This window comes from Streptococcus sp. SS4, from assembly GCF_030440125.1.
Taxonomy (GTDB): Bacteria; Bacillota; Bacilli; order Lactobacillales; family Streptococcaceae; genus Streptococcus.
On the sequence record NZ_JAQFJM010000012.1, the window covers coordinates 1 to 25,462 of the forward strand.

Here is a 25,462-nt window from a genome sequence, read left to right on the forward strand (position 1 = left end):
ACTACGAACCAAGCCAAATCTTTACCTTATACGGTATCGTGGCTTTAGCCTATTTCGTGGTCAACTTTGCCATCTCTAGCTACTCTCGCTACCTCTCTAAACAATGGGAGCAAGCTAGTGAATAAAAAAAAACTCACCTGAGGGTGGGTTTTTTTTTCTGGATACTAAAAACGACTCCAATCAGAGTCGTTCGTTGCTTTAATTCACCGTTACTTTTCCTGAATAATAATCTAGGGTAATCCCTTCTTGTACATTTGGAACAAAGACATTGAACTCAAGTGAGCCATCAGCTGACTTGGCTTCAAGATGTGATCCTGATGGAATGAGGTTATCCCCTTCATAAATAAGGGTAACGCGATAACGGACACGTTTGTTTTTATCCTGAGCTTTTCGTACCAGGCTTTCATAATAGTTTTGTCCCGTAGAACTTTCGCTATTAGCTTGGTTAGCCCAAGCAGTTTGAACGGCAATATTTTCTGGATTTGAAGTCGAGGCATCAAATCCTTTGAGACCACCTACAAGTGCATAGCCCAACAAATGACCTCTATCTACGGCATGGTTATACTCTCCTGAAAGATTGTGAACTTGATGCCATCCCGCAGGTGTCCAAGAGGTTGAGCCATTCCCTGTTTCTTGACGATTTTTGTACTGTCTGGTTGCTTTACTTAATAAGGCATTCGCAACTGTAGGAACCGTTTGTCCTTGAACCGTTTTGACTTGGTTATTGGCATAGGGTTGGCTAGAAACCTTAGCATTTAGATTAGTCTTATTACCATTAACAATATAAGCCCCTGCCCCATTCCATTCAATGGCGTTTCCTAGTTGACTCTTGACGGAGCTAGTCATCACCGTCTCAGCGAGCTGCTCTTGTGGTGTAGACTTCCCACTTGTTGAGCCGTTTGATTTGACGGAGTTATTGGATTTTCCCGAGACTAGACTGGCTACCTGCTTGATTGGATTATTAGGCGATAACTTATTGCTCGTCCCAATGTAACCTAAAACTGCAATCAAGACCGCTATTAGTAACGAGACTAGCTGACGTTTCTGTTTATTTGTTAAAGATGTCTTTCTTTTTGCCATTGTTCTCTTTCTTTTATATGAATGTCATGACTAAAGGAGCGGGATTACTTCCCACTCCCTTTTAATTTCCTGTAAATTTAGCAACAATTGCCTGCCAGGTTTCTGGTTTTAAGATGCTTATAGGATCCTTGCCCTCTCCTAAAACAGCATAGCCAATCATCAATCCGATTGCTAGAAAAGCAAGGCCAATCACACACACACTCAAAACAAGTAATAATTGACGAAAAACATAGCCTTTACCAGTTTCCATACTAAGCCTCACTTACACGTGAAATATTTGCTCCTAGTTTAGCTAGTTTCTCATGGAATTGATAGTAACCACGATCCAAGTGTGTCAACTTACCAACAGTAGTTGTTCCTTCAGCCACCATCCCTGTAAGAATTAGTGCTGCCGAAGCTCGAAGGTCAGTAGACATAACTTGAGCACCTTGAAGTGGCAAACCACCGTGAATCATAGCCGTATCACGAAGGATTTCTGAATGAAGTCCCATACGACGCATTTCTTCTAAGTGTTGGAAGCGATTCTCAAAGACTGTTTCAATCATGGTTGATTCCCCGTTTACCACTGCCATAAGTGCTGTAAATTGAGCTTGCATGTCAGTTGGGAAACCTGGGTGAGGTAGAGTTTTAACGGTTACTGGTTTCAATTGTGAAACATCAGATTTAACACGAATACCGCCGTCTTCTTCCTTAACATAGACACCCATTTCCAATAATTTTGAAATCAAAGGACGGTTATGTTCCCAAATAGCATCTTTGATAAGGACATCACCAGAAGTCATGGCTGCTGCTACCATAAAGGTACCTGCTTCAATACGGTCCTGAACAACTGCATGTTTAGTACCATGGAGAGCTTTAACACCTTTAATCACGAGTGATTCAGTTCCAGCACCTTTGACATCTGCTCCCATCTCGTTAAGAAGAAGGGCCAAGTCAACGATTTCTGGTTCACGCGCAGCATTTTCAATGGTTGTAACTCCATCAGCCAAAGTGGCTGCCATCATAAGGTTTTGAGTGGCACCGACAGATGGAAAGTCCATATAAATAGTTGCACCTTTTAGTTTTTCTGCTGTCGCAGTGATGTCACCACCAACTTGGGTAATTTTAGCACCCATTGCTTCTAAACCTTTGAGGTGGAGGTCAATCGGACGGCTACCAATCGTACAACCACCAGGCATTGAAACCTTCGCGTGGCCATTGCGGGCAAGAATTGGTCCAAGTACTACGATAGACGCACGCATCTTGCTCACATACTCATATGGCGCCTGATCGAGAATTTCTCCACTAGCATCAACGACAACGGTATTGTTTTCCTCGTCAAAGTCTACAGCAATATCTAAACCACGAACAACATTATTCATCGTGTAAACATCTGACAAGATTGGAACATTAGTTAAGGTTGTTTGACCTTCCGAGGCCAAGATAGTCGCTGCCAACAAGGGTAGGACAGCGTTTTTAGCACCTTCAATGACAACCTCACCACTTAATCGAGTGTTGCCACCCTGTACAATAATTTTATCCATAAGGATTCCTTTCAAGGGTCAATTTCATCTTTTTATATTATATCAAAAGTCTTTTAAATTCACTAATTTAAGATATTGAGCTTGCTAACGATTGACATAGCGTTAAAACATATATAAAGAATGAACTTACTAGAAAACCAATGGCAATACTAATAAAAAGCAAGAATAATCTCAATTTCCCAGTGTTAACAATAACATTCTTGGTTATTTTTTCCCAATCAAAAAGCGTATTCACCATCTGATAAGTTAAACCAATAAAAACCAAGTGGCTCGCTAGAGGAACCATATCATTTAAAATAGTCATCAAACTATTATATCATAGAAGACTTACATAAAACATAAGAAGAATCATTAAAAATACGACTTTTTACATTTGATTTCTTTATTAGTTTCCACCATTAAGAGCCATTGTTAACCAACTTAAGAACCTTTCAAAATGAGATTCCCCCGTGTTCATTCAAGATTGAAATTTAATTTATTTTCAATCATTAGTCATAAGAAAAAATCTTCCCTAATGCTACTGTTTCCAAATAACAGGTTTAGGGAAGATTTTGAGTCATTAGTTAACTATTACTTAGAAGAATTCCATGGCTACTAAAGTAATAATCGCAGAATCATAATAATTCTTAACAGGAAGATCCTGCATAAAGACAATCTTATTCTGCTGAACTAATTTCAAGTACTTTTGATCCTTCTCAGCCGCAAAAGCAATTGGTGCTTTAAAACTTGCAGCTTGGTGGTCGTCTAAAAACTTACCAGACAAATTGTAATTTGAAAAGACATTTTTCTGAGTCATAAAGAAATCCAACATCTTATTAAGGACTTTCTGACTCTTTTCATCGTTACTCTGAGTAAGATTGTATGGAAGACGACAAGCATTATAAGAATACGTTGAATCAAACTGATTTGAGATGGTGTAAGGCTTAACCACACGAGCCCCTGATTCATCCACCCAGATAAAGTCTGGAATTAATCCAGTCTTAGTTTTAGAACTAATCGTTTCAAGACTACTTAACATCTTGTTATTAATATCCAACCATTTTTTATCTTTTGTAACTTCATAAAAAGCTTGGAACTGCTTAGGTACAGTATCTGAAGTTCTCATAAGATTATAATATTTGGAATCTTTGTTCGCCCAGTTCCCAACAGTCAAAATTCCAATATTTTCATTATAGTTATACTTGAGAATATCCTGCAAGAGGGCCTTGGCCTGTGTTTGATACTCATCTTTATGGCTTGGCCATTGTTTTGAGGCTTCAATCAAGGCATAGGCAATATAAAGGTCCCCGTCAGTTGCATTGTGATCATCAACATTTTTAGCACTTTTTTGAACAATTTGTTCCCAAGACATCAATTGATTGCCTTCAATACGATGTGACAAATAATACTTGTAGAGTCTTTCAAAATCTTTTTGATTAGCTAAACCTTTCTTAGCTGCTCGCACGGTGATTAGCATTCCGTAACTTTGTGACTCGGAAAGAACAACATCTTTGTCTTTGTCATTAGTAGTTTTGACATATGCTTCGTTGCCTTTTTTGACTACGAAGTGTTTTTCCCATTTTTGATAAATTCTATCTTGAATATCAGTTTTCGTTTTCATTCTTATGGTAAACATTGAAAAAACAAATAAGCCAAGGATAACTACAAACCATAAATATTTAAAATATTTTGTTTTCATACATACTCCTATTCTGCAAAACGCTTAGTTTTAACCCATGTTGTTCCTTCACGATGAAGAATTTTATCCATGATAATAGACCACAACGAATCTAAAGAAACAATAATGAATAACTGTGCGTAACTAAAATAAGAGAGAATCGCTAACCAAATTTGTTTGCTGGTTGCTTGTCCAAATTGTGAAGCTAGGGCAACATTGATTTGCAATAAATATAATCCAATCATCAAGAGCCAGTTAAACAACATTAATTGAGCAATGTAAATATTACTTGCATCAAAGGCAAACGGAATCTGCACGGTTGGGAAAAAGATATGTAAAACAATGGCTAAGACATTAGCAAAGAAGATTAAATCAGATAAGACAATTGCACCATTAAACCAGAAGAAAATACAAGAGTAATTCGCTACTTCTAGTTTTACACGCCAATTTCCTTTACCGAACAAATGTTTAAAATTCGAGATAACAACTTCGTAATTACCTTTTGCCCAACGCTTACGTTGCATATAATAACTTTTAAGCGTTTCAGGTTCTTGTTGGAAGGCTTCAGAATTATATGCCAGGGCAATTAATTTACCACTTTGCATAATCTTGAAGGAAATATCGGTATCTTCGGTCAAGGCACCATTTCGCCAACCACCAATACTTTTAACGAATTCAGTTTGAATAATGAAGTTCGTTCCTGGAATACGACCAATTTTAAATAAATGCCACATTCCAACGTGGTGAACACGTTGCGTGACAACAATCTCTTGATTGATACAACGTGTTAAGAAATTTTGTTTTGCATTTCTTGTTTTATTACGGCCAAAGGACGCCACTCTTCGTTCTGGATCCTTCATCACTTCTTTAACTAAGAAGTAAAGTGCATTAGTTTCAGGCATGGCATCCGCATCATAAATACAGATATATTCTCCATCAGCCATTTTAAGGGCATCGTTCAGAACACCTGCTTTACCACCAGTACCTTTACGATTAATAATGGTAATATTACGTCCAGCATACTCTGGCAAGGCTTGAACAGCTAAACACTCTTGGTAAGTATTATCTGAACAGTTATCCGCAAACAAAAGTAGCTCTACCTTGTCATGAGGATAATTCATATTCAAGATAGCTTTAGCCGTTTGAGAGATAACAACATCTTCATTATGGGCTGGAACTACAATCGTAACCTTAGGATAATAAGGAAGTTCCTCCTTATCAACCTTAAAATCACTATGTTTCAACCAAAAATGAACAGCTGATACCAGAATAACAACACCCCAAATTAAGGAAATCCAGATGGATATTAGGGTGAAAATCATTAAAAACTGACTAACCATGTTTCACCGCCTTGAAATTATGAGAAACACGTTCATATATTACTGTATAAACAGTAAACAAAACAATGAAAGCAATCGCAAAAATAAGGCTAATACATAAAGCAAATACAAAAAACAAGTTTGTGATAGTCATAACTTCCCCCTAATACTCAACAATAATATCCGTTTCTAACTGACGGTTTAAATTACTCATTAATTCACTATAGTTATCAAATTTTTTGGAATTCTTTTTATCAATGACAAGAAAACCTGATTGAAATTGAATACCTTGATAACTACTTCCCCTAGTGAATGTCATTTCTTTTAGATGTTCTTCAAGACTAGTTTTATAAATCTTTTCTAAGTTTCTAGATTCATTTTTTGAGAGGATTAAGTAGCTCCCCTCAGAAACATAAAAGACTTGCTCAAAGCGATCCAGCTTATCTGAAATCTGATGATAGATACTAGTAAGCAAATGGTTATATTCACGAGGACTCAATTCAAAGAATTGTTCTTCATGAGACCAATGTATCAAAAGTGCTTGAACAGGTTTTTTATCCTCTAATAAATCACGATAAGCGTTACTAGCCTTGACTTCTTCAATCTGAACAGATGAAATAAATTTATAGAAGTAATACTTAATCTTTGAAAGTATCCCCATTAACAAAGGAAAACTGAATATAAGAACTAATGTATCATTCAGTGGAAGATAGACAACACCACTAACCAATACAAAGATACTTAAAGCAAAACTTAAAATGATTAGCCAAGTAATCAGAATCTCTGTTAAGAAACATACTGCAGCAATACCTAAAATCAGAAAGAAAACTTCAAACATGAATAAATTAGGATTGACTTGATTACAGTAGAGAAATAGTAATGCTTCAAAGAAAATCAAACATAAAATCCAATACCAGATTTTTTTATCTCTTTTCACACTCAATTTCCTCCTTCGTGAAACTCTGATACAGAATCTTCCAAATTAAAGTACACTTTAATCGCTTGAACAATTCTCTCAGATGCTTTACCATCACCATAAGGATTAGGAGCTTCAGACATTTCTTTATAAAGAGCTTCTTCAGTTAAAAGTGAAGTCATTGCTTCTTTCACCTTGTCTGGATCAGTTCCGACAAGTTTCAATGTTCCTGCTTTAACACCTTCTGGACGCTCTGTTGTATCTCGTAATACTAAAACAGGTTTTCCAAGTGATGGAGCTTCTTCTTGAACACCACCAGAATCCGACATAATAAAGTAACTTCTAGAAGCTAAATTATGAAAATCAAAGACATCTAAAGGTGCGATAAGATGAATTCTATCATGATCACCTAAAATTTCTTTTGCTACAGCTTGTACAGAAGGGCTCAAATGAACAGGGTAAACCACTTCAATTTCAGAATGCTCATCTACCATATGACGAAGAGTTTTAAATACTCGACGCATTGGCTCACCTTGATTCTCTCTTCGGTGCATTGTTACTAAGATAATTTTTTTATTCTCATCGATTTTATCGAGAACTTCATGATAATAATTATCTTTAACTGTAAGTTTTAAGGCATCAATCGCTGTGTTACCAGTGACATAAATTGCCTCTTTTTTATGATTTTCCGACAATAAGTTTGCTTTACTTTCTTGAGTAGGTGCAAAATACAAATCAGAAAGGCTGTCAGTCATCTGACGATTCATTTCCTCTGGATATGGTGAATATTTATCATAAGTTCTAAGCCCAGCTTCAACGTGACCGATACTTACTTTATTGTAAAATGCAACCAAGCCAGCAGCAAATGTTGTTGTTGTATCACCATGAACCAAAACCAAATCAGGTTGTTCCTTCTTAACAACTGGATCAAAATTAGCCAAAATTTTAGAAGTAATTTCCTGAAGTGATTGGTTTTTTCCCATGATATCCAAATCATAATCAGGAACTATCTCAAAAGTCTCCAAAACTTGGTCAAGCATTTGACGGTGTTGAGCTGTGACTACTGTAATAGTATTAATGGTTTCTTGATGTTTTTTCAACTCAAGAATTAATGGCGCCATCTTAATTGCCTCTGGTCTTGTCCCAAAGACAACCATAATATTTAATTTTCCCATAAGATCCCCCCTATGACCTATACGAAATCAATATAATATTGACAAATAACACTCTACATTATCACTTTATTATCCCCAATAATAAGGAAGATGAGATACTCTTCCTCCAAAAGCATTAAAGGGAATGCCCTGGCTTATTGGTCATATTTCGAAATGATGTAAAGTAGATAAAGAAAAAGGTCTCAATAAAAAGACTATCATTACGTATAAAATTCAAGAAGTTAAGACAAAAGTCAACTCATATCACCCAAGGATATCAATGGTTTTGAGCTATTTAGTCTTCTCCCTCGAATTTAAAAATACACTATTTAATAAATAAAAAAAAAAACTGCAGGAGAAAAAACGCTTTGCTAATAAAAGTGTTTTTGAATCCAGCAGTATTGCTAATTTACATATATTTCATAAAAACTTCTCCCCATTTTAAAGAGCGTCCCCTTTACTTACGCTCTATCCCTATCTTACAAATCAAAACATCGGTATGATAAAGCTATCCCAATACCATATCACATAGCACCAAGTACCAAGTACCAACAAGCAATCATTCAACTCTCCCCAAAAGAGTTAAAATGTTACAAACAGGTTGGCTTCGAGTTACTACTACCCATGTTCCCTATTCATATAGACACTATAATTATAGCATGTTATTTTTATTTTACAACCTTTTTTCAATTTTTTATTATTTTAATGTATGTGACAACCATTATAATGAAGTCGTTTGAATTAAACGTTCCTACTTAACAAATACTAATCAAATGATATTTATCTATATTTTAATAAATAATAATTAAACAGGCTTTTGTATTTAAATGGCTTTGCACATAAAAAAATCAGAATTCCTATTAAAATTCTGATTTTTTATTTCTAATTCTATTTCTTAATGATTGACGGCTTCTTTCAACGCTTCAACCTTATCCAATTTTTCCCATGGAAGATCGATGTCAGTACGTCCCATGTGACCATAGGCCGCTGTTTGACGGTAAATAGGACGTTTAAGATCAAGCATTTGAATGATACCTGCAGGACGCAAGTCAAAGAGATCACGGACAGCAGCTTCAAGTTTGCTTTCAGCAACTTTAGCAGTTCCGAAGGTATCAACACGGACTGACACAGGGTTAGCAACACCGATAGCATAAGCCAATTGTACTTCTGCTTTCTTAGCAAGACCAGCAGCTACGATGTTTTTAGCAATGTAACGAGCCGCATATGAAGCTGAACGGTCAACCTTAGTGGCATCCTTACCTGAGAAGGCCCCACCACCGTGTCGTGAGTAGCCACCATAAGTATCAACAATGATCTTACGACCAGTCAAACCAGAGTCCCCTTGAGGTCCTCCAATAACAAAACGACCTGTTGGGTTGATAAAGAATTTTGTCTCGTCATCCAAGTATTCGGCTGGAATAACTGCTTTAATGACTTTTTCAATGACGTCTTGACGAATTTGATCGTTAGTTGCTTCAGGATCGTGTTGCGTTGAGATAACGACTGTATCAACACGTACTGGTTGGTCATTCTCATCATACTCAACAGTAACCTGAGATTTAGCATCCGGACGAAGGTATGAAATCTCACCAGATTTACGCAAATCTGCCAATTTTTTAACCAATTTATGTGAAAGGCTAACTGGAAGTGGCATAAACTCTGGAGTTTCATCAATAGCAAAACCAAACATCAAACCTTGGTCACCAGCTCCGATAAGATCAAGTGGGTCTTGGTCACCAGTTCCACGAACTTCAAGTGATTCATTGACTCCTTGAGCAATATCTGGAGATTGTTCGATCAATGATGGGTGAACCCCAACAGATTCTGCTGCAAAGCCATATTCTGCATTGTTATAACCAATTTCAGCGATAGTATCACGAACCACACGGTTAATGTCCACATAAGCTGTTGTAGAAACTTCACCGAAAACGTGGACAGAACCAGTGTAGACAGCTGTTTCTGCTGCAACGTGTGCATCTGGATCTTCTGCTAAAATCGCATCAAGAATGGCATCTGAAATTTGGTCTGCAATTTTATCTGGATGCCCCTCAGATACAGATTCAGACGTGAAAAGTTTACGTTCTGACATATAAAATGTCCCCCTTTTAATATGAAAAATAATATTAGATAGAACAGATTTGACCGTCTCCTAATAGGTAAAACGCTATACTCCTAATAGAGCTAGACGCCGTTAAAAAGTTACAAAGAACCAACAGCCAACCCTAGGATGACTGTTGCCTTATCGGGACTTAATAACTACCGTCCATTATATCATGTTTTTTCAGTCTAGTCATATAGTTATTTATTATCAAGCCTTATCAATAATTTATAGTGAGCATTTTACCATCTTTTGTATTATACTTAGGATATGAAAACTTATGAACACGTTTATGACATCTTATCGAAGAGTCCTGACTTTGTGACGGGAGAGAGTTTGGCTAAAAGCCTTGGAGTCTCACGGACAGCCATTTGGAAGGCAATCCAAACACTACAAGAACAAGGAATTGACATTACAAGTGTACGGAAGAAAGGCTACTATTTAGAAAAGGGAGATATTCTTCTTCCTCAAGACATTTCTAAACAACTCAACATTCCAGTCTACTTTAATCCAGATTCTAACTCTACCCAACTTGATGCTAAACATGGCATGGAAAAGAATAATCCGACGCCCGCACTTTATCTGTCACCAAGTCAAAAAGCGGCCAAAGGACGATTTGATCGTCACTTCTTTGCCAGTTCACAAGGTGGTATCTACATGAGTATCCACTTAAAGCCAAACTGTTATTTTGCCGACTTACCACCTTATACCATGATGGCAGCAGCAGCTATTGTCAAAGCTATCCAGCGTCTAACTGGTATCAATACAGAAATCAAATGGGTTAATGACATTTATCTCAACAACAAAAAAATGGCTGGTATCCTTACCGAAGCCATTAGTTCTATCGAATCTGGTCGCATCACAGATGTCATTATCGGGGTTGGGCTTAACTTCTCAATCAGTGATTTTCCTAAAGAGTTAGACAATAAAGCTACTAGCCTTTTTACTTCTGAAAAACCAAGCATCACTCGAAACCAGCTTATTTCAGAAATTTGGAAGCTCTTTTTAACCATTCCAACTAGTGATTTAGTTAAAGTCTATAAAGAAAAGTCTCTCGTTTTAGACAAACAAGTGACCTTTGAACAAGCTGGAAAGAATTATACTGGTGTTGCTAAAGAAATTGGCGACAAGGGCCAACTTCTCGTTCTTACTGATGATGGTCAGGAAAAATGGCTGACCGCTGGCGAAGTGAGCCTTACTTCTTGGTAGACTTGTCGGCTGCACGCGCAATGCGTGAAACAACATAGGTTGTCCAAAGACGACGAAACAATAAATAACCAAAAAAGGCTGTAAAAAAGTAATAGCCGTGCTGTAAACTGTAATTAAAACAAACCGTTTCAAAAATAGTTTCAAGCGTAATAAACAAAATTTGTTGAATCATAAGATTATTATATCAATAGATAGAGCCTAGGACAAGCAGTCTAGGCTCTTTTCATTTTTACAAGGATAAACCTTCATCAGATTCAGAAATCTATCAAATTACACTGAATCTCCTCGCTTCTCTATTTCTAGGCTCGGACCTAAAAAGGTCCACTGGAACTTCCTCGCTTTTTCATTTCTGGGCTCGGACCTAAAAAGGTCCACCGGAACTTCCTCGCTTTTCTATTTCTAGGCTCGGACCTAAAAAGGTCCACTGGACCTTCCTCGCTTTTCTATTTCTAGGCTCGGACCTAAAAAGGTCCACTGGACCTTTTTAGTCCTCTATTTCTACAACATCAGAGAGAAATTCGAGTTCTTGAGGGATATATTCTTCACGATCTTCTTTATCTAATTCTTCCTTGGATTTGAGGCTTCGTGCAAATTCTGTACGGAGTTTTTCAAATTCTGCTTTAGGAACAGCCATAATATTAGGTGAGAAACCGGCAGCTGAACTCATGATATTTCCGAACATATCATTAAGATCACTACGTTTCATGACCTGTTCAGCATTAAAGGCAGCATTAAATGCCAGGATAGCATTTTCCTGATTGGCTAATACAGGCTCGGAGCCATTCAAAAGTGCCCTATTTTGTGGACTAATAGAATCCAAGATTTCAGACCAAGTTGCCTTTAGAGCATCTAGACACTGGCGTGATTTCTGCGGATTTTCCATGGTTTCACGCATAATAGTGAGAATCTTTTCACGATCCACCTTGTACTGATAAGCAGGTTTGGCTTTTCGAGTTGGTACTCCTTCTCCTTGGATTTTGCCCTCTTTAAGAGCTTTACGAAGACCTTCAACCTCGCGACGAAGACTATCTAACTCTTCTTGTAAATTTCCTGGAATTTCTTGTGACATCTGACTATGGGTTTCTGACAATTTTATAGTCAGCATCTCCGCATAGATTTTAGGATGTGTTCCAGTTTTAATTTCTGGCAAGGCACTTGTAACCAAGTCAATCAATTGGAAAAGTCGGTCTTGCTCTAGAGAAAGATTTTCTTCAAAAAGGGGACTATGGTGACTGTTCTCTCCACCCGCTTTGACAATCAAAAGATCACGGAAATACTCCAAGAGATCAGTCGCAAAACGACTCATAGACTTACCATTATCAAAGAGGGTTTCGAGATTTGATAAAGCTTGCGTAGTATCTTGATTGCGAACGTTAGCGACGAAACTATCCAAGGCTGTCAAACCAATAGAACCAGTGATTTCTTCAGCTACGGCTTGGCTGACATGATTATCAGGAGACAGACTCAGTGCTTGGTCTAAGATTGACAACGCATCACGCATACCACCTTCCGCACGACGAGCAATAATGGTCAAAGCCTCATCATCAAAGGTTAATCCTTCTTTTTCCAGAATTGAAGCCAAGTGCTCTTTAATAGCTCCCTGTTTGATCGATTTAAACTCAAAGCGTTGGACACGAGAAAGGATAGTTGCTGGAATCTTATGTAATTCAGTGGTCGCTAGGATAAAGACCACATTTTCAGTTGGTTCTTCCAAAGTTTTCAAAAGAGCATTGAAAGCACCTGTCGAAAGCATGTGAACTTCGTCAATAATATAGACCTTGTAAGTAGCACGACTTGGGGCATAGGTCGATTTGTCACGAATTTCACGAATCTCATCAACACCATTATTGGATGCCGCATCAATCTCTATAACATCTTCGAGACTACCGTTTGTAATATCGCGACAAATATCACAGTGATTACATGGCTCCCCATCAACTTGATTAGGACAGTTCATAGCCTTGGCAAAGATTTTCGCCGCACTAGTTTTACCGGTACCACGCGGCCCAGAAAAGAGATAAGCATGGCTGATTTTCCCTGACTCTACCGCCTGTCTTAGCGTGGTTGAAATCACTTTTTGACCAACCATTTCGCCAAATGTCTGACTACGGTATTTACGATATAAGGCTTGATACATTAGTTTACCTCAAACATTCCAAATGTAAGCTCGGTTTTCTCGAGTAGAATTTTGACAAATGCTTCAAGATAATCTTGGTCTACGTCGTTATAGTCTCCTACTTGGTGAGAATCCAAATCGAGAACACCAACTAATTTGCCATCTTTAACCATTGGTACAACAATTTCACTTCGAGCAGCGGAATCACAAGCGATGTAATTAGCGTGTTTGGTAACATCTTCGACAATTAAGGTTCTATTTTCTGCTGCAGACTGGCCACAAACACCCTTACCTAGGGCAATTCGAACACAAGAAACATTGCCTTGAAAAGGGCCAAGGATTAACTCATTATTTACATTATCCATCAGGTAGAAGCCTGTGAACACAGAATTTGGTAGAGTTGTATTCAAGAGTGCCGAGGCATTAGAAAAGTTGGCCAGAGCATTGTCTTCATTGGCAAAAAGTGCCTTAGCCTGAGCTAGCATTATTTCATAGGCTAATTTTTTTTCTTCGTTAGTCATAACTACCATTATATCAAAGATAGGTCCTTAAAACTAAGATTGACCTACCTTTTCTCCTTCCCTTTCATTTAAAAATAATTCAAGATCATGAATAACATTTTCAGGATATTCTGGACTAGAAATCTGATAAAACTTAACAGTCATCCGATTTCTGAACCAGGTTAATTGACGTTTAGCAAAACGACGCGTATTTTGCTTAAGTTTTTCCAAGGCTTCGTCCAAGGTCTGATTCCCAGCAAAATAAGGAAACAACTCCTTGTAGCCTATACCACGAGCTGACTGGGCGTCAGGATAATTATCATAAAGCCACTTAGCCTCGTCCAAGAGTCCAAGTTCAACCATCTTGTCCACTCGTGTATTGATACGGTCATAAATCAAGGAGCGTTCATCATCTAATCCGATAAGAAAGGGCTCATAAGTCGTCTCAGTATTTTCAAGATTCTCCGAAAAACGATGAAGTTCAAGTGCTCTAGTGGCACGACGTCGGTTAATCTCCTTAATCTCAATACCCAGGTCATCGATTTTGTCAAAAAGTTCCTGATCAGATAATTGCTCTAATTCTGAGCGATAGGATAAAACCTGTTTCTGGTCTACCTGTCCCCCTAGATGATACCCTTCTATAAGGCTTTGTAAATAGAGACCTGTTCCTCCTACTATAATAGGCAACTTGCCACGACTAACAATATCAGTAATGGTAGCCTCAGCCTCTGTTACAAAATCATAGGCTGAATAAGACTCATCAACATCGCGAACATCAATCAGATGATGCACTGCTGCAGCCTGCTCTTCAGGAGTGGCCTTTGCGGTTCCTATATTCAATTGTCGGTAAACCTGCTGGCTATCTCCTGAAATAATTTCTCCATTAAAGCGCTGGGCCAATTTAATCCCAAGCGCCGTTTTTCCCACAGCAGTAGGTCCAGCCACTACAATAAGTTTGGTTTTCATAATGTTTTCACTTGCTATTCTAGATATTTTTTTAGATAATATAAGCATATTATAACATATACGGAGGATAGTCTCATGGCTAAAAAACATTCATTCGCTAAAGGTGTCGCTACTGGCGTTATCGGAACTGCTGCTACTGTAGCAGGTGCTGTCTTCGCAGTTAAGAAAACCATTATCGAACCAGAAGAAAAGAAATTGGCTTTCATCGAAGAAAACCGTAAAAAAGCAGCTCGCCGTCGTGTAAGCCGCTAAAACTAATGACCAGGGAAACCTGGTTTTTTACTGTATTTTTACTCTTCATCTATGACTAAGAACGGAGCCAATTTGAAAAGAAAAAAATATAATATCATTACCTTCTCTTTGCTAGCTTTCTTCTTTCTCTTTGGTTTTTTATCAAAACATTTAAAAGAACCTGTAAAGCCCGTAGCAAAAACGCATCACATCTCTCACACCCTTTCATCAAAAAGTAGTTCATCTCATAAAAAAGAGAAGACCAAATCTTCAACTACTACTTCAAAAGAAGATAAAAAAAAAGATCAAGCATCCCCTTCTGTTCAAGCACCAAATCAAAAACAAAACAACCAAACATCCCACCAAGATGGAAATCAAGAAAAGTCCAAGCCTGCTGAAGGTGGACGAGGTTGGGGCGGACCAGAAGATGGCTCCTATGCCACAAACGGAGGAGGCGGTGGTGGTCACGATGCAGCCTTCGTCGCAGGTGCTGGTGGAGGAAGCAATCGTGCAAGCTCAACTGATCAGAGCAATGAGTGGGTTGACGACGTTGATAACAATCCTTACGAGTACCCACAAGCTTCATCAAGTACAGATACAACTGCCAATTCCAATTAATGAGATAACAAAATACTAATCATCACCAGTATTCTATTTTAAACCCTAGTTAGGACTAATCCTGACTAGGGTTTTTCTTATAAAAAAACACCTATAGTTCAATAGGCGTCAAATAGATTTAGCTTAAATTTGGGGCAGAATAGCTTAAAACCGCTTGGTTAAAGGCTTAAAAATGTCCCCTGCCGGAATCGAACCAGCAACGACTCCTTAGGAGGGAGTTGTTATATCCATTTAACTAAGAGGACTTATGAAAAAATCTGCCACGAGGACAGATTTTTTATGTGAAATCTGTAAATTATTTACGGATTTCTTTGATACGTGCAGCTTTACCTTGCAAAGCACGCAAGTAGTAAAGTTTAGCACGGCGGACTTTACCGTAGCGTACAACTTCAATCTTTTCAACACGTGGAGTGTGGATTGGGAAAGTACGTTCTACACCGATACCGCTTGAAATTTTACGAACTGTGTACATTTCTGAGATCCCTTGACCTTTGCGTGAAATAACTACACCTTCAAAGATCTGGATACGTTCGCGAGTTCCTTCGACAACTTTCGCGTGAACGCGAACAGTGTCACCAGGACGGAATGATGGGATGTCAGTACGAAGTTGACCTTCTGTCAAACTTTGGATCAATGGATTCATTTTTATATACTCCTATCTTACTAATCTTAAGAGCAACCTCTGTGTCTCAGCGGATTAGCCGTTATTTTTGTGTGTCCATTACACACTCTTAGTATCTTATCAAAAAATTATCAGGATGTCTAGTATATTATTGCATTTCTAGCATTTTTTGTTGCCCATAAATGCTCGTCTTATGATTGATGAGATAAGCAAAAGCCATGACAATCGCATAAGGGAGTGCATTAGCGGGACCAAAGACTTCAACGCCAATGAAAATAGGCGCTAAAAGGGTATTGGTACTGCTACCAAAGACAGACAGATAGCCTAGACCTGCTACAAGTGGAATTGGAAGGCCTAGAACTGGTGCTAAAACAGCACCAAGACTTGCTCCGATGGCAAACAAAGGAGTTACTTCCCCTCCTTGGAAACCAAGAGATAAGGTAAAGACGGTAAGGAGCAATTTCAAGAGCCAATCCAATGGATAAATGGTACCACCACCAACACTTAAAGCAATCAAATTCGTTCCAAGACCTGTATAGCGTCCCTTCCACAAAATCAAAAGAAGACAGGTTAAGACGACACTTCCTAATAGAACACGATAATAAGGATTTGGGAGCAGACTTGCTACTTTCTTTTTAGCTAGTGACAAGAGATAAGCAAAGAGATTTCCTACTAGACCAAAGGCCAGACCTAAAAGAGCTAATTTCATAAACGTCTCAAGGTCAATAGTCAAACTTTCGGATACAAAGTGGCTAAATTTTTCAAGACCTAAGAGATGGCTTGTTGTACTAGCCACAAAAGATGCAATAAGAGTCGGTACTAAGATTGGCAGGCTTAACTGTCCTAAGGTCAAGACTTCAAGAGCAAAGAAGGTCGCGGCGATTGGTGTTTGGAAGAGCCCTCCAAACCCAGCTGCCATCCCCATGGTTAAGAAAATGCGTGAAGCATTAGGGAGCTTAAAGTAGCGACTAAAAGCATGGGAAACTGTGGCTCCGAGCTGAACAGCCACTCCCTCACGACCTGCAGATCCCCCGAATAGGTGGGTCAGCCATGTGGTCACAGTCACAAGTGGAATTAACCTTAGGGGGACTTGATCCTCCTCATTATGTCCTACCTTGAAAATCAATCCCATTCCCTGTGCTGCCTTGCCAGCAAGCTTTTGGTAAAGGTAAACTATCAAAAGGCCTGCTAAAGGAAGTGCTGGGACCAGATAAAAGATATGCTGGTCACGGTATTCCGAGAGTCCTATAAGCACGCGCCCAAAAATAGCATCAATCAGCCCAACTATCACTCCTAGAAAGACAGCATAGAGACTTAAAATCACTAAATTGGAGTATGAGAGACCTTGACTCTCACTTAATTGTCTAACTTTCATCTTAATAACCTACTTTCCTTCAATCTTGCCTGCTTGATAAGTGCGTGAATGTTTCATAATATCTGCAAAGCTAGCTACGATAGGCTCTTGGTACTCTGGATTTGCGACACTCGCTGCTACTTTATCTAGCAAGGCTTGCTCACGCTCAGGATCATAGATCGCCTTTCCAGTGCGCTGTTTAAAAGCACTAACTCGAGTTACTAATTTCATACGTTCTTCCAACAAGGCCACAATCTCATTATCAACTGTGTCAATCTGTTGGCGAATCTCATTTAAGTCCATACTGACCTCCTTTTTTCTCTTCATTATAACAAAAATGACCTGAGGACAAAAGAGCCTCAAGCCATTGAATTGCTTATAAAAAGAGTTTTCTTACCTGACTGATATTACTTTCATTAACAACCAAATATAAGGTTGCTCCTGCTTTTAGACGTGTGTCTCCACGAACAACCTCAGACTGGTCTTGAAAAATCTGAGTGGAAATCAAAACCCCGTCAGGTAAGGTTAAATCCTTAACCAAGCGACCAGCTAAACTCTCTGTAACTGGTAAATCAATCATCGTCGGTATATTATCAACTTGTTTTGGTTCGTGGGCAATCAGATTGTGAAGCATGGCTTCATAGACGGGTTCTCCTCCCATGAAATCCATGACAAGATAGGCAATCAGGGTCACAACTCCAATTGTCATCAATTGGTGAAGGTCACCCACCATCTCAGTCACTAAAATCATAGCAGTGAGCGGTGCCTTAGATACCGCACCGAAATAACCAGCCATACCAAGAATGATAAAAATAGGGAACTGACTGACTTGTAAGAATCCTAGATTTTCAAAAGCTGCCGCAAATACGCTACCAGAAAGAGCACCTAGAGTCAAAATCGGCAAGAAAATCCCACCAGGAAAACCTGAACCAAAGGACAACATACTCCAAATAAAGCGAATAGCCAAATAGAGGATAGCCACAGTTAGAGCAGGATGTAAACCATTTAAAGCAAGAATCAATTCATTCCCACCACCTAAAAGATGTGGGAAATAAAGACCAATAGGAATGATAAACAGAACTGCCAAAAGGCCATGAAAATGAGATGGCAAGTGAAAGATTTTCCCTAACCCTTGGTAGACCTTACCAATACGTAAGACAACCCACTCATAACCGTATCCAAGAACACCTAGAAAAATCCCCAAAACAATAAGAATCCAATAATCTTTCAAAGGAAATACGGGTAATTTTTCTGTCATAGCAAGGACCGGTACCTGACCAAAGATGCGTAGGGAAACAGCATTGGCTACTAAGGATGCCGTTAAAGCTGTCACCCAAACATGACGAGAGAAATGATGATAGACTTCTTCGACGACAAACAAAAGACCAGCAATCGGGGCATTAAAGGCAGCCGATAACCCTGCTGCTGCTCCAGCAGCAATCAAGACACGCTTCTCACGTGCAGAGAGCTTAAGTCCCTTGGCTAATCCCTTAGCAGTCATGGCACCTAGTTGAATACTAGGTCCCTCACGTCCTAACATCAGTCCCATTGAAATCCCAAGGACTCCACCTAGGAATTTACGCCATAATACTGACCACCAGGACGGATGTAGGAGCCCCATCAGTTCCCCTTCAACATGGGGAATCCCTGAGCCCTTGATGTCTTTTTCCTGCTTAATAAGGTAACCAATAAAAAGGGCAATCAAGAGATTAACAAGTACAATTCCCAGAATCAGAAGTGGATTATGAAGGGCGTCTTCGTAAATAGCTACAGAAAATGCGGCCCCTTTGGCAATTAACCAACGAAAAAGACTGACCACTGCTCCTGCTGTCACCCCCACTAAGAGCCCTCGCCAAACGGACCAAAGGAGATGTTGAGATTGCGTCCTAAAATCTCTTTCTATTTCATTCATAAAAAACTCCATTTTTGACTACAATAAAAGCAGACTTTACTCTGCTTTTTTCTTATGCTAATGCTTCTGAAACTTTTTCAGCGAAAGCTTCAAGGTTTTCGATATCTTCATCTTCAGCAGAAAGGTCAACCTTGACGCTATCAGCACCCTTAGTCGCCCCTGTGAATGTGAATTGATTTTCAAACTCATCCACTGAATGACAGAAATAATCGTAGAAGGTATCTCCTGAACCTACAACACCAAAGATTTTACCTGACAAGTCGAGGTCAGCCAAATCTTCGTAAAAGTCAACGATTTCATCTGGCAACTCACCATCACCATAAGTGTAAGTCGCTACGATACAGATGTCCGCATCTTCAAAATCAGCGGCATCAACCGTTGTACACTCGTCTACATCTACAGTGTGACCCAATTCTTCCAATTTTTTGGCAACGATATCTGCGATTTCTTCCGTGTTACCGGTCATACTGGCATAAACGATTTTTGCTAAAGCCATAATGTCCTCCAAAATAATAAATTAGCTATATTATATCATATTTCTTCAGAAAATAAATGACCTAACAACTCAAAAAAACTGCCCATCAGGACAGTTTTAGATTTTGTAAGAGTTCAAAGTGTCGATAAACTAGCCATAAGCCAAGACCAACTATCAGAATGAGAATCACTGCTCTCATGAGACCTCTCAGAAAAGTCAAGAGCCAAGTAAGAAGCATAGAGGTGATTAGCCAACTCCAACCAGAGGCCCCGTATAGGGTTTGAATACTCTCAATAGAATGGCTGGTCAGCATTTTTACCCAATTGGGAATATAAATCCAAATACCTTCACCTGATAGGCCCAAACGATTGGCAATCATGGTTCCTGTTGTTTGCAACCAAGTAAAGACCCCAGCATTGAAAAGAAAAAGGAAGGTTTGCATGGGGTAACGTCTAGCAAGGCGTTTCAAATAGCGCATGACAGCCCCTCCTTAATTAGCATAAAGAGCATGGACCGTATCAATATCCACCTGTTGAATCCCGTAATAAGATCCTGCTGATTGCATAACGGATGTCTTAGAGTCATCATGGTCTAAGCCAATGGCATGTCCCAATTCGTGTTCAGCCGTATTCACAATACGCTTGTGAGTATAACCAAAATCACTATTCAAGAGGAAATAACGGTTCAACTTCACATCTACATGAGTGATGCGATTGGTCAAAACATTGGTTTGAGTGTCTGCTAAACCTGCTGCCTGTGAATTCACATCGGAATAGTCAGTCGCAACAATGTCAGCTGTTGAGGCATCATCAGTTAAAGTAAAGATGAAAGCACCCGTGTTATTCCAGTTGGTGATAGCCTCCTTATAAGCAGCTACCAAGGTTTCATCGGTAGACTGAATATAGATGCTAGCTGTATTTTGTGCCCATCTAGCTCCATTAGACTCTGGAATGGTATCTGTCGTTGATAGGTTAGAGACAACTTTCTCAACGTCACTAGTACTGGTTCCACTAAAACCTAGCTCTACTTGATGAAAGGCTTGGTTAATGTTTGTGGCTAAGGTACTTGAAGAATTATTGGCATAGTAGACGAGTCCATAACCAATAAGGGCTAGGACTAGGGCAAGTTTAAATATAGCCCAAATAAGATTCCAAATAAATTGTAAAAGAAGTTTGGGAATATAGAAGATTACTCTGAATAATTTTTTCATTATTGAGCCTCCTTTTCGAAACTTCCCCTAGTATATCAAGCTCTAATAGTTCTGACAAGCAAAAAATATCACTTTAAGCTTTTATCATCTCTTTGATAAGATGTTACAAACTTGACCTATTAAGACAAGCGTTCTTCTTTAACGTAATCAATAGGTAACCATTCTAAGTAGGCTTCTAGTTGTTTTTCCCAGTAATACCACTCATGTCTTCCATGGTCTGTGCTGTAGTCAATGTCTAAACCAAGGGCCTTCAAATCAGCAACTGCCTTATCTTGAGAATCAAAAAGGAAATCCTCGAGGCCACACCAGGCAAAGAATTTGGTTTTCTTATCATGTTGTTTGGCTAGGTTAACCAGTTTATGCTGCTTAATGTCTTTTCCTTCCAAATCGCCAAAGACTCCTTGCCAGTATTCCTTAGACTCACTCGTTTCATCTGTAATCATCTCTACTGATAATCCAAGGGCACCAGAGAAGGAACCCGCACAAGCAAAGTTATTTGTCGTTAAGGCTAGTTTGAAAGAACCATAGCCACCCATAGAAAGTCCAGCGATAAAGGTCTTTTCACGCTTCTTAGTCATACTAGGGAAGAAACGTTGCATGACTTGAGGAAGCTCCTTAGCAATGGCATCGTAATACTTAACCCCGTAATTGGTATTTGTATACCAGCCATTTTCAGAATTAGGCATAATAACAATGAGATTAGTCTTACGAAGGAGACGCTGAATATTGGTACGGAAGGCCCAAGAATTATGATTGCCCCCCATGCCATGAAGGAGATAGAGAACTGGGATGTCCGTATCACTTTCCGTTTCAGCAATCTGATCACGATCTGGATAGATGACATCCACTTGGCGGTATTGTCCTAGAACATCTGATGAGTATTCAATTTGAAAAAAAGCCATTTGTTTTTCCTTTCTTAATGTTAGAAAAGCTGGGACACCCCCAGCTTTTGATTTTAGAACAAAGTCTTGTTAAAACTTTCCTCAATGTCTATGGTGCAAGCGACACGCTCACACTCTTATGTTTTAGTCAGTTATTAGCGGACTTCCATGACAACTGGAAGGATAGCTGGGCGACGTTTGGTTTGGTCGAAGAGGAACTTAGCCACATCGTCTCGGACAGCACCTTTAAGTTCACCCCAGTCGAAGCTGTCTCCTGCCAAGTAATTTTCAACGGTAGCATTAACAATGTCAGCAGCCTCACGGAGAATATCACGGCTCTTCTTCACATAAACGAACCCACGTGTATTCACACGCGCTTTAGAGACAATCTTACGTTCCTTCTTGTTAACAGTGATAGCTACGATAAAGATACCATCTTCAGACAAGACCTTACGGTCACGAAGGACGATATTACCCACATCACCAATGGCATTACCATCAATCATAACATCACCAGCTGGGACAGCTCCTTCATGAAGGAAACCTTGATCCTCTGACAAGTGCATGATGTCACCGCGTTTAACGATATAAATATTTTCTGGAAGAATACCAACTTCCAAGGCTAACTCTGCATGTGCTTGAAGGTCACGGTACTCCCCTTGGACAGGGAAGAGATACTGTGGACGAAGGAGGTTAATCATCAATTGAAGTTCGCGAGCATTGGCATGTCCAGAAACACGAAGGCTCTGCGTAATCATCTTAACAGTTCCACCAGCTTTATAGATAGCGTTGTTGACACGTGCCACTACGGCTTCCTTAGCAATGCTTGGAGTTGTAACGATATAAACCAAATCTCCATCCTTGATTTGAACGTAACGGTGACGACCAACAGCCATCTTTTGAAGGCCATCGATTGGTTCACCCATACGACCATTTTCGAGGATAATCAACTCGTGGTCTTCAAACTTGTTCATGTCTTTTGGTTTGACAATAAGTTTTTCATGCTCCACAGTCAATTTTTTGAGACGGATGGCTGTGCGAACAATATTTTCAACGTCAAAACCAGTAAGAACAACGCGACGTCCGTGATCAGCAGCTGAATCGAAGACTTGTTGAATACGTACCAAGTTTGAGGCAACTGCAGCAACAATAACACGTCCTTCTGCATCGGCAATGACTTGGTCAATTTCTTGACCAACTTCTGCTTCCGAAGCTGTTTGTTCAGTACTTGTCGCATTTGCTGAGTCTGACAAGAGGGCCAAAACACCTTCACGTCCAATTTCAGCCAAACGACCTAAATCAGTTTTGTAGTAAGGACGGGCAGCTTGGTCAAACTTGAAGTCACCAGTATAGACAATATTACCTTGGTCAGTGCCAAGAACAATCCCCATTGATTCTGGAATAGAGTGCGTTGTTTTGAAGAATGAAACTTCAGCATCTTCAAATTCAATTTCAGTTTCTGCATCAATAACATGGAAGTTATTGAATTTCTTAACGCCAGCATTTTTTACAAAAAGCTTAGCCAACTCAATAGTAAGTGATGACCCAAAGACTGGTACTTTGACGTCTTGCAAGATATAAGGTAGGGCACCAATGGCATCAGCATGTCCGTGAGTCAAGAAAATCCCTTGGATACGATCTCTATTTTCAATCAAGTAATCTAAGTTAGGAATGACAAAGTCAACACCTAGTTGTTCATTTTCAGGATACTTTAGACCAGCATCCAAGATAAAGATAGAGTCGTTAATCTCAACAATATAGAGGTTCTTAGCATTTTCACGTACTCCACCTAGGGCAATAATTTTAATATCGCTCATGCTTGTTTTTCTCCTTTTTAGTTTGACTCTCTTCTAGAGCCTATTTTTACAGACGGTCCAAGAAGCTGAACGTTCGTGCGAACAGTCTCCTTGTCGATTTACAGGCCACAACAAAAAGTTGCATACTCTTTAAGTATACAACTTTTTAGCTTATTTTACAATTTAGAGTCAGACGAGACTTACTCAAACATAGCGTAATAGTCTGTGATATCCAATTGACCTTTTTCTTCCTTGGTAAGGTCTTTAATGATTTGACCATCCTTCATAACGATCAAACGATTGCCATATTTTAGGGCATCTTCCATGTGATGGGTAATCATCAAGGCTGTAAGATGGTCGCCCGTCACAAACTCATCAGTCAACTCCATGAGGGCTACACTGGTCTTAGGATCCAGGGCTGCAGTGTGCTCGTCTAAGAGCAAGAGCTCAGGACGTTTAAGTGTCGCCATCAAAAGACTGAGAGCCTGACGCTGACCACCTGAAAGGAGACCTGCTGGTGTATCTAAGTGCTTTTCTAAACCATTACTGATACGTTCAATCAGACCTTGGAACTCCTCTGTGTAGAGATGAATTTGGCGTGATTTAAGCCCTCGTTTTTCACCACGGTATTTGGCAATCAAGAGGTTTTCTGCAACAGTCATACGAGGAGCTGTCCCCATTTTAGGATCTTGGAAGACTCGTGAGAGGTACTTAGCACGCTTCTCAGCAGGCAGAGCCGTAACATCTTCACCCATGATGAAAATCTGACCACTGGTCAACATGAGTGTCCCTGCAATGACGTTGAAGAGGGTTGATTTTCCGGCACCATTTCCACCAAGAATGGTAATAAAATCACCTTCTCTAATGGTAAGATTAACATGGTCCAGGATGGTTTTTTCGGTGTCAAAACCGTTATTGACCTTAACAGTCGCATCTTTGAGTTCTACAATAGCTGTCATCGTGATAAGGTCACCCCCTTAAAGAATTTTCGGCGTAGGACAGGCGAAATCAAACAAATAGCCAAAACAATTGCACTAAAGAGTTTGAGGTAGTTAGTGTTAAAGCCAAGAGCAATAACCGCTGTCAAAAGGAACTGATAGAGGATTGAACCAATACAGATGGCAATCAAACGTTCCAACAGAGTCAAGTTAGTCGCATATAGGACCTCACCAATGATGATGCTGGCAAGACCAATGACGATAACACCAATACCTTTAGAAACATCGGCATAACCGTCCTGTTGGCTAATCAAGGCTCCTGAGAGGGCAATGATACCGTTTGAGATAACAAGACCCATCACTTCCATATTGTCTGTGTTGATACCAAAAGATTTGGCCATATCTCTATTATCACCTGTGGCAATATATGCTTGACCTAGGCGCGTGTTAAGAAAGGCAATCAAGGCAGTGATAACAATGGTTACAGCAATGAGACCAACAATCAAGAGGTTGTAGTCCTTGCTGAAAGGAAGTAAATCTTGAATAGTCTTAATATCAAGAAGTCCTAGGTTGGCCCTTCCCATAATCATAAGCATGACTGAGTTAAGAGAAGTCATGACCAAAATCCCTGCCAAAATAGTAGGAATTTCTCCCTTGGTATAGAGGAGACCAGTCACAAGTCCAGCACCACAGCCGGCCAAAACAGCAACCAAGGTTGCTAAAATTGGATTCCAACCAAAGTTCATAAGAGTTACTGCTACTGCCCCACCAAGAGGAAAGGAACCTTCTGTTGTCAAATCAGGAAAATCCAAGATACGGAAAGTCATGTAAATCCCAAGACCTAGGATTCCGTATAGAAGCCCCTGATAAATAGATGAAATAATCAT

Annotated in this window: 27 protein-coding genes, 1 tRNA gene and 1 pseudogene; 4 read left to right on the plus strand and 25 right to left on the minus strand. The window is 39.4% G+C overall.

All coding sequences use genetic code 11. The features are described from left to right. Nucleotides 1-125, plus strand: a pseudogene (locus PCY16_RS10110) (amino acid ABC transporter permease); the annotation flags it as partial. A 73-nt stretch (nt 126-198) separates the two neighbouring features. Here PCY16_RS10110 and PCY16_RS10115 read toward each other — a convergent pair. The 9 genes from PCY16_RS10115 to metK all read right to left on the minus strand — a co-directional run bounded on the left by PCY16_RS10115 (nt 199) and on the right by metK (nt 9,738). Next, on the minus strand, nt 199-1,080 hold the full coding sequence (locus PCY16_RS10115; protein WP_195414131.1) for a DNA/RNA non-specific endonuclease: 882 nt from the start codon (nt 1,078-1,080) through the stop codon (nt 199-201). A gap of 61 nt (nt 1,081-1,141) precedes the next feature. Next, nucleotides 1,142-1,330, minus strand: a complete 189-nt coding sequence (locus tag PCY16_RS10120; protein ID WP_195414132.1) for a DNA-directed RNA polymerase subunit beta — start codon at nt 1,328-1,330, stop codon at nt 1,142-1,144. A gap of 1 nt (nt 1,331) precedes the next feature. Further along, complete coding sequence (gene murA / locus PCY16_RS10125; RefSeq protein ID WP_064525319.1) at nt 1,332-2,603, minus strand: UDP-N-acetylglucosamine 1-carboxyvinyltransferase; 1,272 nt, start codon at nt 2,601-2,603, stop codon at nt 1,332-1,334. Nucleotides 2,604-2,670: 67 nt separating this feature from the next. Next, entirely contained in the window at nt 2,671-2,907 is a 237-nt protein-coding gene (locus tag PCY16_RS10130) for a DUF1146 family protein (RefSeq protein ID WP_004182616.1), read from the minus strand. A gap of 270 nt (nt 2,908-3,177) precedes the next feature. Beyond that, nucleotides 3,178-4,281 (minus strand): glycosyl hydrolase family 8, encoded by a 1,104-nt coding sequence (locus PCY16_RS10135; protein WP_004182617.1) that lies wholly within the window; start codon nt 4,279-4,281, stop codon nt 3,178-3,180. Nucleotides 4,282-4,289: 8 nt separating this feature from the next. After that, nucleotides 4,290-5,600 (minus strand): glycosyltransferase, encoded by a 1,311-nt coding sequence (locus PCY16_RS10140; protein WP_004182618.1) that lies wholly within the window; start codon nt 5,598-5,600, stop codon nt 4,290-4,292. A 142-nt stretch (nt 5,601-5,742) separates the two neighbouring features. Next, entirely contained in the window at nt 5,743-6,516 is a 774-nt protein-coding gene (locus tag PCY16_RS10145) for a hypothetical protein (RefSeq protein ID WP_301354553.1), read from the minus strand. Between the two features lie 2 nt (nt 6,517-6,518). Beyond that, nucleotides 6,519-7,670 (minus strand): non-hydrolyzing UDP-N-acetylglucosamine 2-epimerase, encoded by a 1,152-nt coding sequence (gene wecB / locus PCY16_RS10150; protein ID WP_060972114.1) that lies wholly within the window; start codon nt 7,668-7,670, stop codon nt 6,519-6,521. A gap of 874 nt (nt 7,671-8,544) precedes the next feature. Further along, entirely contained in the window at nt 8,545-9,738 is a 1,194-nt protein-coding gene (gene metK, locus PCY16_RS10155; protein ID WP_195414182.1) for a methionine adenosyltransferase, read from the minus strand. Nucleotides 9,739-10,017: 279 nt separating this feature from the next. On the opposite strand from metK, the gene birA reads away from it, so the two are divergent. Next, on the plus strand, nt 10,018-10,956 hold the full coding sequence (birA, locus tag PCY16_RS10160; RefSeq protein ID WP_195414183.1) for a bifunctional biotin--[acetyl-CoA-carboxylase] ligase/biotin operon repressor BirA: 939 nt from the start codon (nt 10,018-10,020) through the stop codon (nt 10,954-10,956). Here the strand turns inward: birA and PCY16_RS10165 are convergent. The 4 genes from PCY16_RS10165 to miaA form a co-directional block, all read right to left on the minus strand. Next, a complete protein-coding gene (locus tag PCY16_RS10165) occupies nt 10,943-11,128 on the minus strand; it encodes a DUF3272 family protein (RefSeq protein WP_002883500.1) in 186 nt (61 codons plus the stop codon). The genes birA and PCY16_RS10165 overlap by 14 nt on opposite strands. 312 nt (nt 11,129-11,440) lie before the next feature. Further along, nucleotides 11,441-13,093 carry a DNA polymerase III subunit gamma/tau gene (gene dnaX / locus PCY16_RS10170; protein WP_070577309.1) on the minus strand — a complete coding sequence of 551 codons (1,653 nt, stop codon included), beginning with the start codon at nt 13,091-13,093 and terminating at the stop codon, nt 11,441-11,443. Next, entirely contained in the window at nt 13,093-13,593 is a 501-nt protein-coding gene (locus PCY16_RS10175; RefSeq protein WP_301354554.1) for a GAF domain-containing protein, read from the minus strand. The genes dnaX and PCY16_RS10175 overlap by 1 nt, the downstream gene beginning before the upstream one ends. Nucleotides 13,594-13,626: 33 nt before the next feature. Beyond that, the gene (miaA, locus tag PCY16_RS10180; RefSeq protein WP_195414184.1) at nt 13,627-14,538 is read right to left on the minus strand and encodes a tRNA (adenosine(37)-N6)-dimethylallyltransferase MiaA; all 912 of its coding nucleotides are present in this window, start codon (nt 14,536-14,538) and stop codon (nt 13,627-13,629) included. A gap of 75 nt (nt 14,539-14,613) precedes the next feature. Between miaA and PCY16_RS10185 the strand changes: the two genes are divergently transcribed. Together PCY16_RS10185 and PCY16_RS10190 are read left to right on the plus strand one after the other, a co-directional pair. Next, on the plus strand, nt 14,614-14,790 hold the full coding sequence (locus tag PCY16_RS10185; RefSeq protein ID WP_002883513.1) for a DUF3042 family protein: 177 nt from the start codon (nt 14,614-14,616) through the stop codon (nt 14,788-14,790). Nucleotides 14,791-14,862: 72 nt separating this feature from the next. Beyond that, nucleotides 14,863-15,387 (plus strand): hypothetical protein, encoded by a 525-nt coding sequence (locus tag PCY16_RS10190; protein ID WP_070577313.1) that lies wholly within the window; start codon nt 14,863-14,865, stop codon nt 15,385-15,387. 173 nt (nt 15,388-15,560) lie between these two features. Here PCY16_RS10190 and PCY16_RS10195 read toward each other — a convergent pair. The 12 genes from PCY16_RS10195 to PCY16_RS10250 form a co-directional block, all read right to left on the minus strand. Continuing rightward, nucleotides 15,561-15,632: transfer RNA gene (locus PCY16_RS10195), tRNA-Arg, on the minus strand. A 50-nt stretch (nt 15,633-15,682) separates the two neighbouring features. Further along, nucleotides 15,683-16,030 (minus strand): 50S ribosomal protein L19, encoded by a 348-nt coding sequence (gene rplS, locus PCY16_RS10200; RefSeq protein ID WP_002883489.1) that lies wholly within the window; start codon nt 16,028-16,030, stop codon nt 15,683-15,685. A gap of 127 nt (nt 16,031-16,157) precedes the next feature. Next, nucleotides 16,158-17,384, minus strand: coding sequence for a voltage-gated chloride channel family protein (locus PCY16_RS10205; RefSeq protein WP_195414185.1), 1,227 nt, complete (start codon nt 17,382-17,384; stop codon nt 16,158-16,160). Nucleotides 17,385-17,393: 9 nt separating this feature from the next. Then, nucleotides 17,394-17,666 carry a chorismate mutase gene (locus PCY16_RS10210; protein WP_021145512.1) on the minus strand — a complete coding sequence of 91 codons (273 nt, stop codon included), beginning with the start codon at nt 17,664-17,666 and terminating at the stop codon, nt 17,394-17,396. 73 nt (nt 17,667-17,739) lie between these two features. After that, nucleotides 17,740-19,275: a ClC family H(+)/Cl(-) exchange transporter gene (locus PCY16_RS10215; RefSeq protein WP_175057556.1), complete on the minus strand. Its 1,536-nt coding sequence runs from the start codon at nt 19,273-19,275 to the stop codon at nt 17,740-17,742. Nucleotides 19,276-19,327: 52 nt separating this feature from the next. Further along, nucleotides 19,328-19,771, minus strand: coding sequence for a flavodoxin (locus PCY16_RS10220; RefSeq protein WP_002883520.1), 444 nt, complete (start codon nt 19,769-19,771; stop codon nt 19,328-19,330). 85 nt (nt 19,772-19,856) lie between these two features. Further along, a complete protein-coding gene (locus PCY16_RS10225) occupies nt 19,857-20,228 on the minus strand; it encodes a hypothetical protein (protein ID WP_021144289.1) in 372 nt (123 codons plus the stop codon). Between the two features lie 12 nt (nt 20,229-20,240). After that, complete coding sequence (locus tag PCY16_RS10230) at nt 20,241-20,960, minus strand: matrixin family metalloprotease (protein WP_014633224.1); 720 nt, start codon at nt 20,958-20,960, stop codon at nt 20,241-20,243. Nucleotides 20,961-21,079: 119 nt separating this feature from the next. Beyond that, nucleotides 21,080-21,862, minus strand: coding sequence for an alpha/beta hydrolase family protein (locus PCY16_RS10235; protein WP_021146944.1), 783 nt, complete (start codon nt 21,860-21,862; stop codon nt 21,080-21,082). A gap of 134 nt (nt 21,863-21,996) precedes the next feature. Further along, on the minus strand, nt 21,997-23,658 hold the full coding sequence (locus PCY16_RS10240) for a ribonuclease J (protein WP_155164676.1): 1,662 nt from the start codon (nt 23,656-23,658) through the stop codon (nt 21,997-21,999). 179 nt (nt 23,659-23,837) lie between these two features. Next, the gene (locus PCY16_RS10245) at nt 23,838-24,596 is read right to left on the minus strand and encodes an ABC transporter ATP-binding protein (protein WP_002883503.1); all 759 of its coding nucleotides are present in this window, start codon (nt 24,594-24,596) and stop codon (nt 23,838-23,840) included. Further along, nucleotides 24,593-25,462, minus strand: coding sequence for an ABC transporter permease (locus tag PCY16_RS10250; protein WP_002883493.1), 870 nt, complete (start codon nt 25,460-25,462; stop codon nt 24,593-24,595). Before PCY16_RS10250 ends, PCY16_RS10245 begins: the two co-directional genes overlap by 4 nt.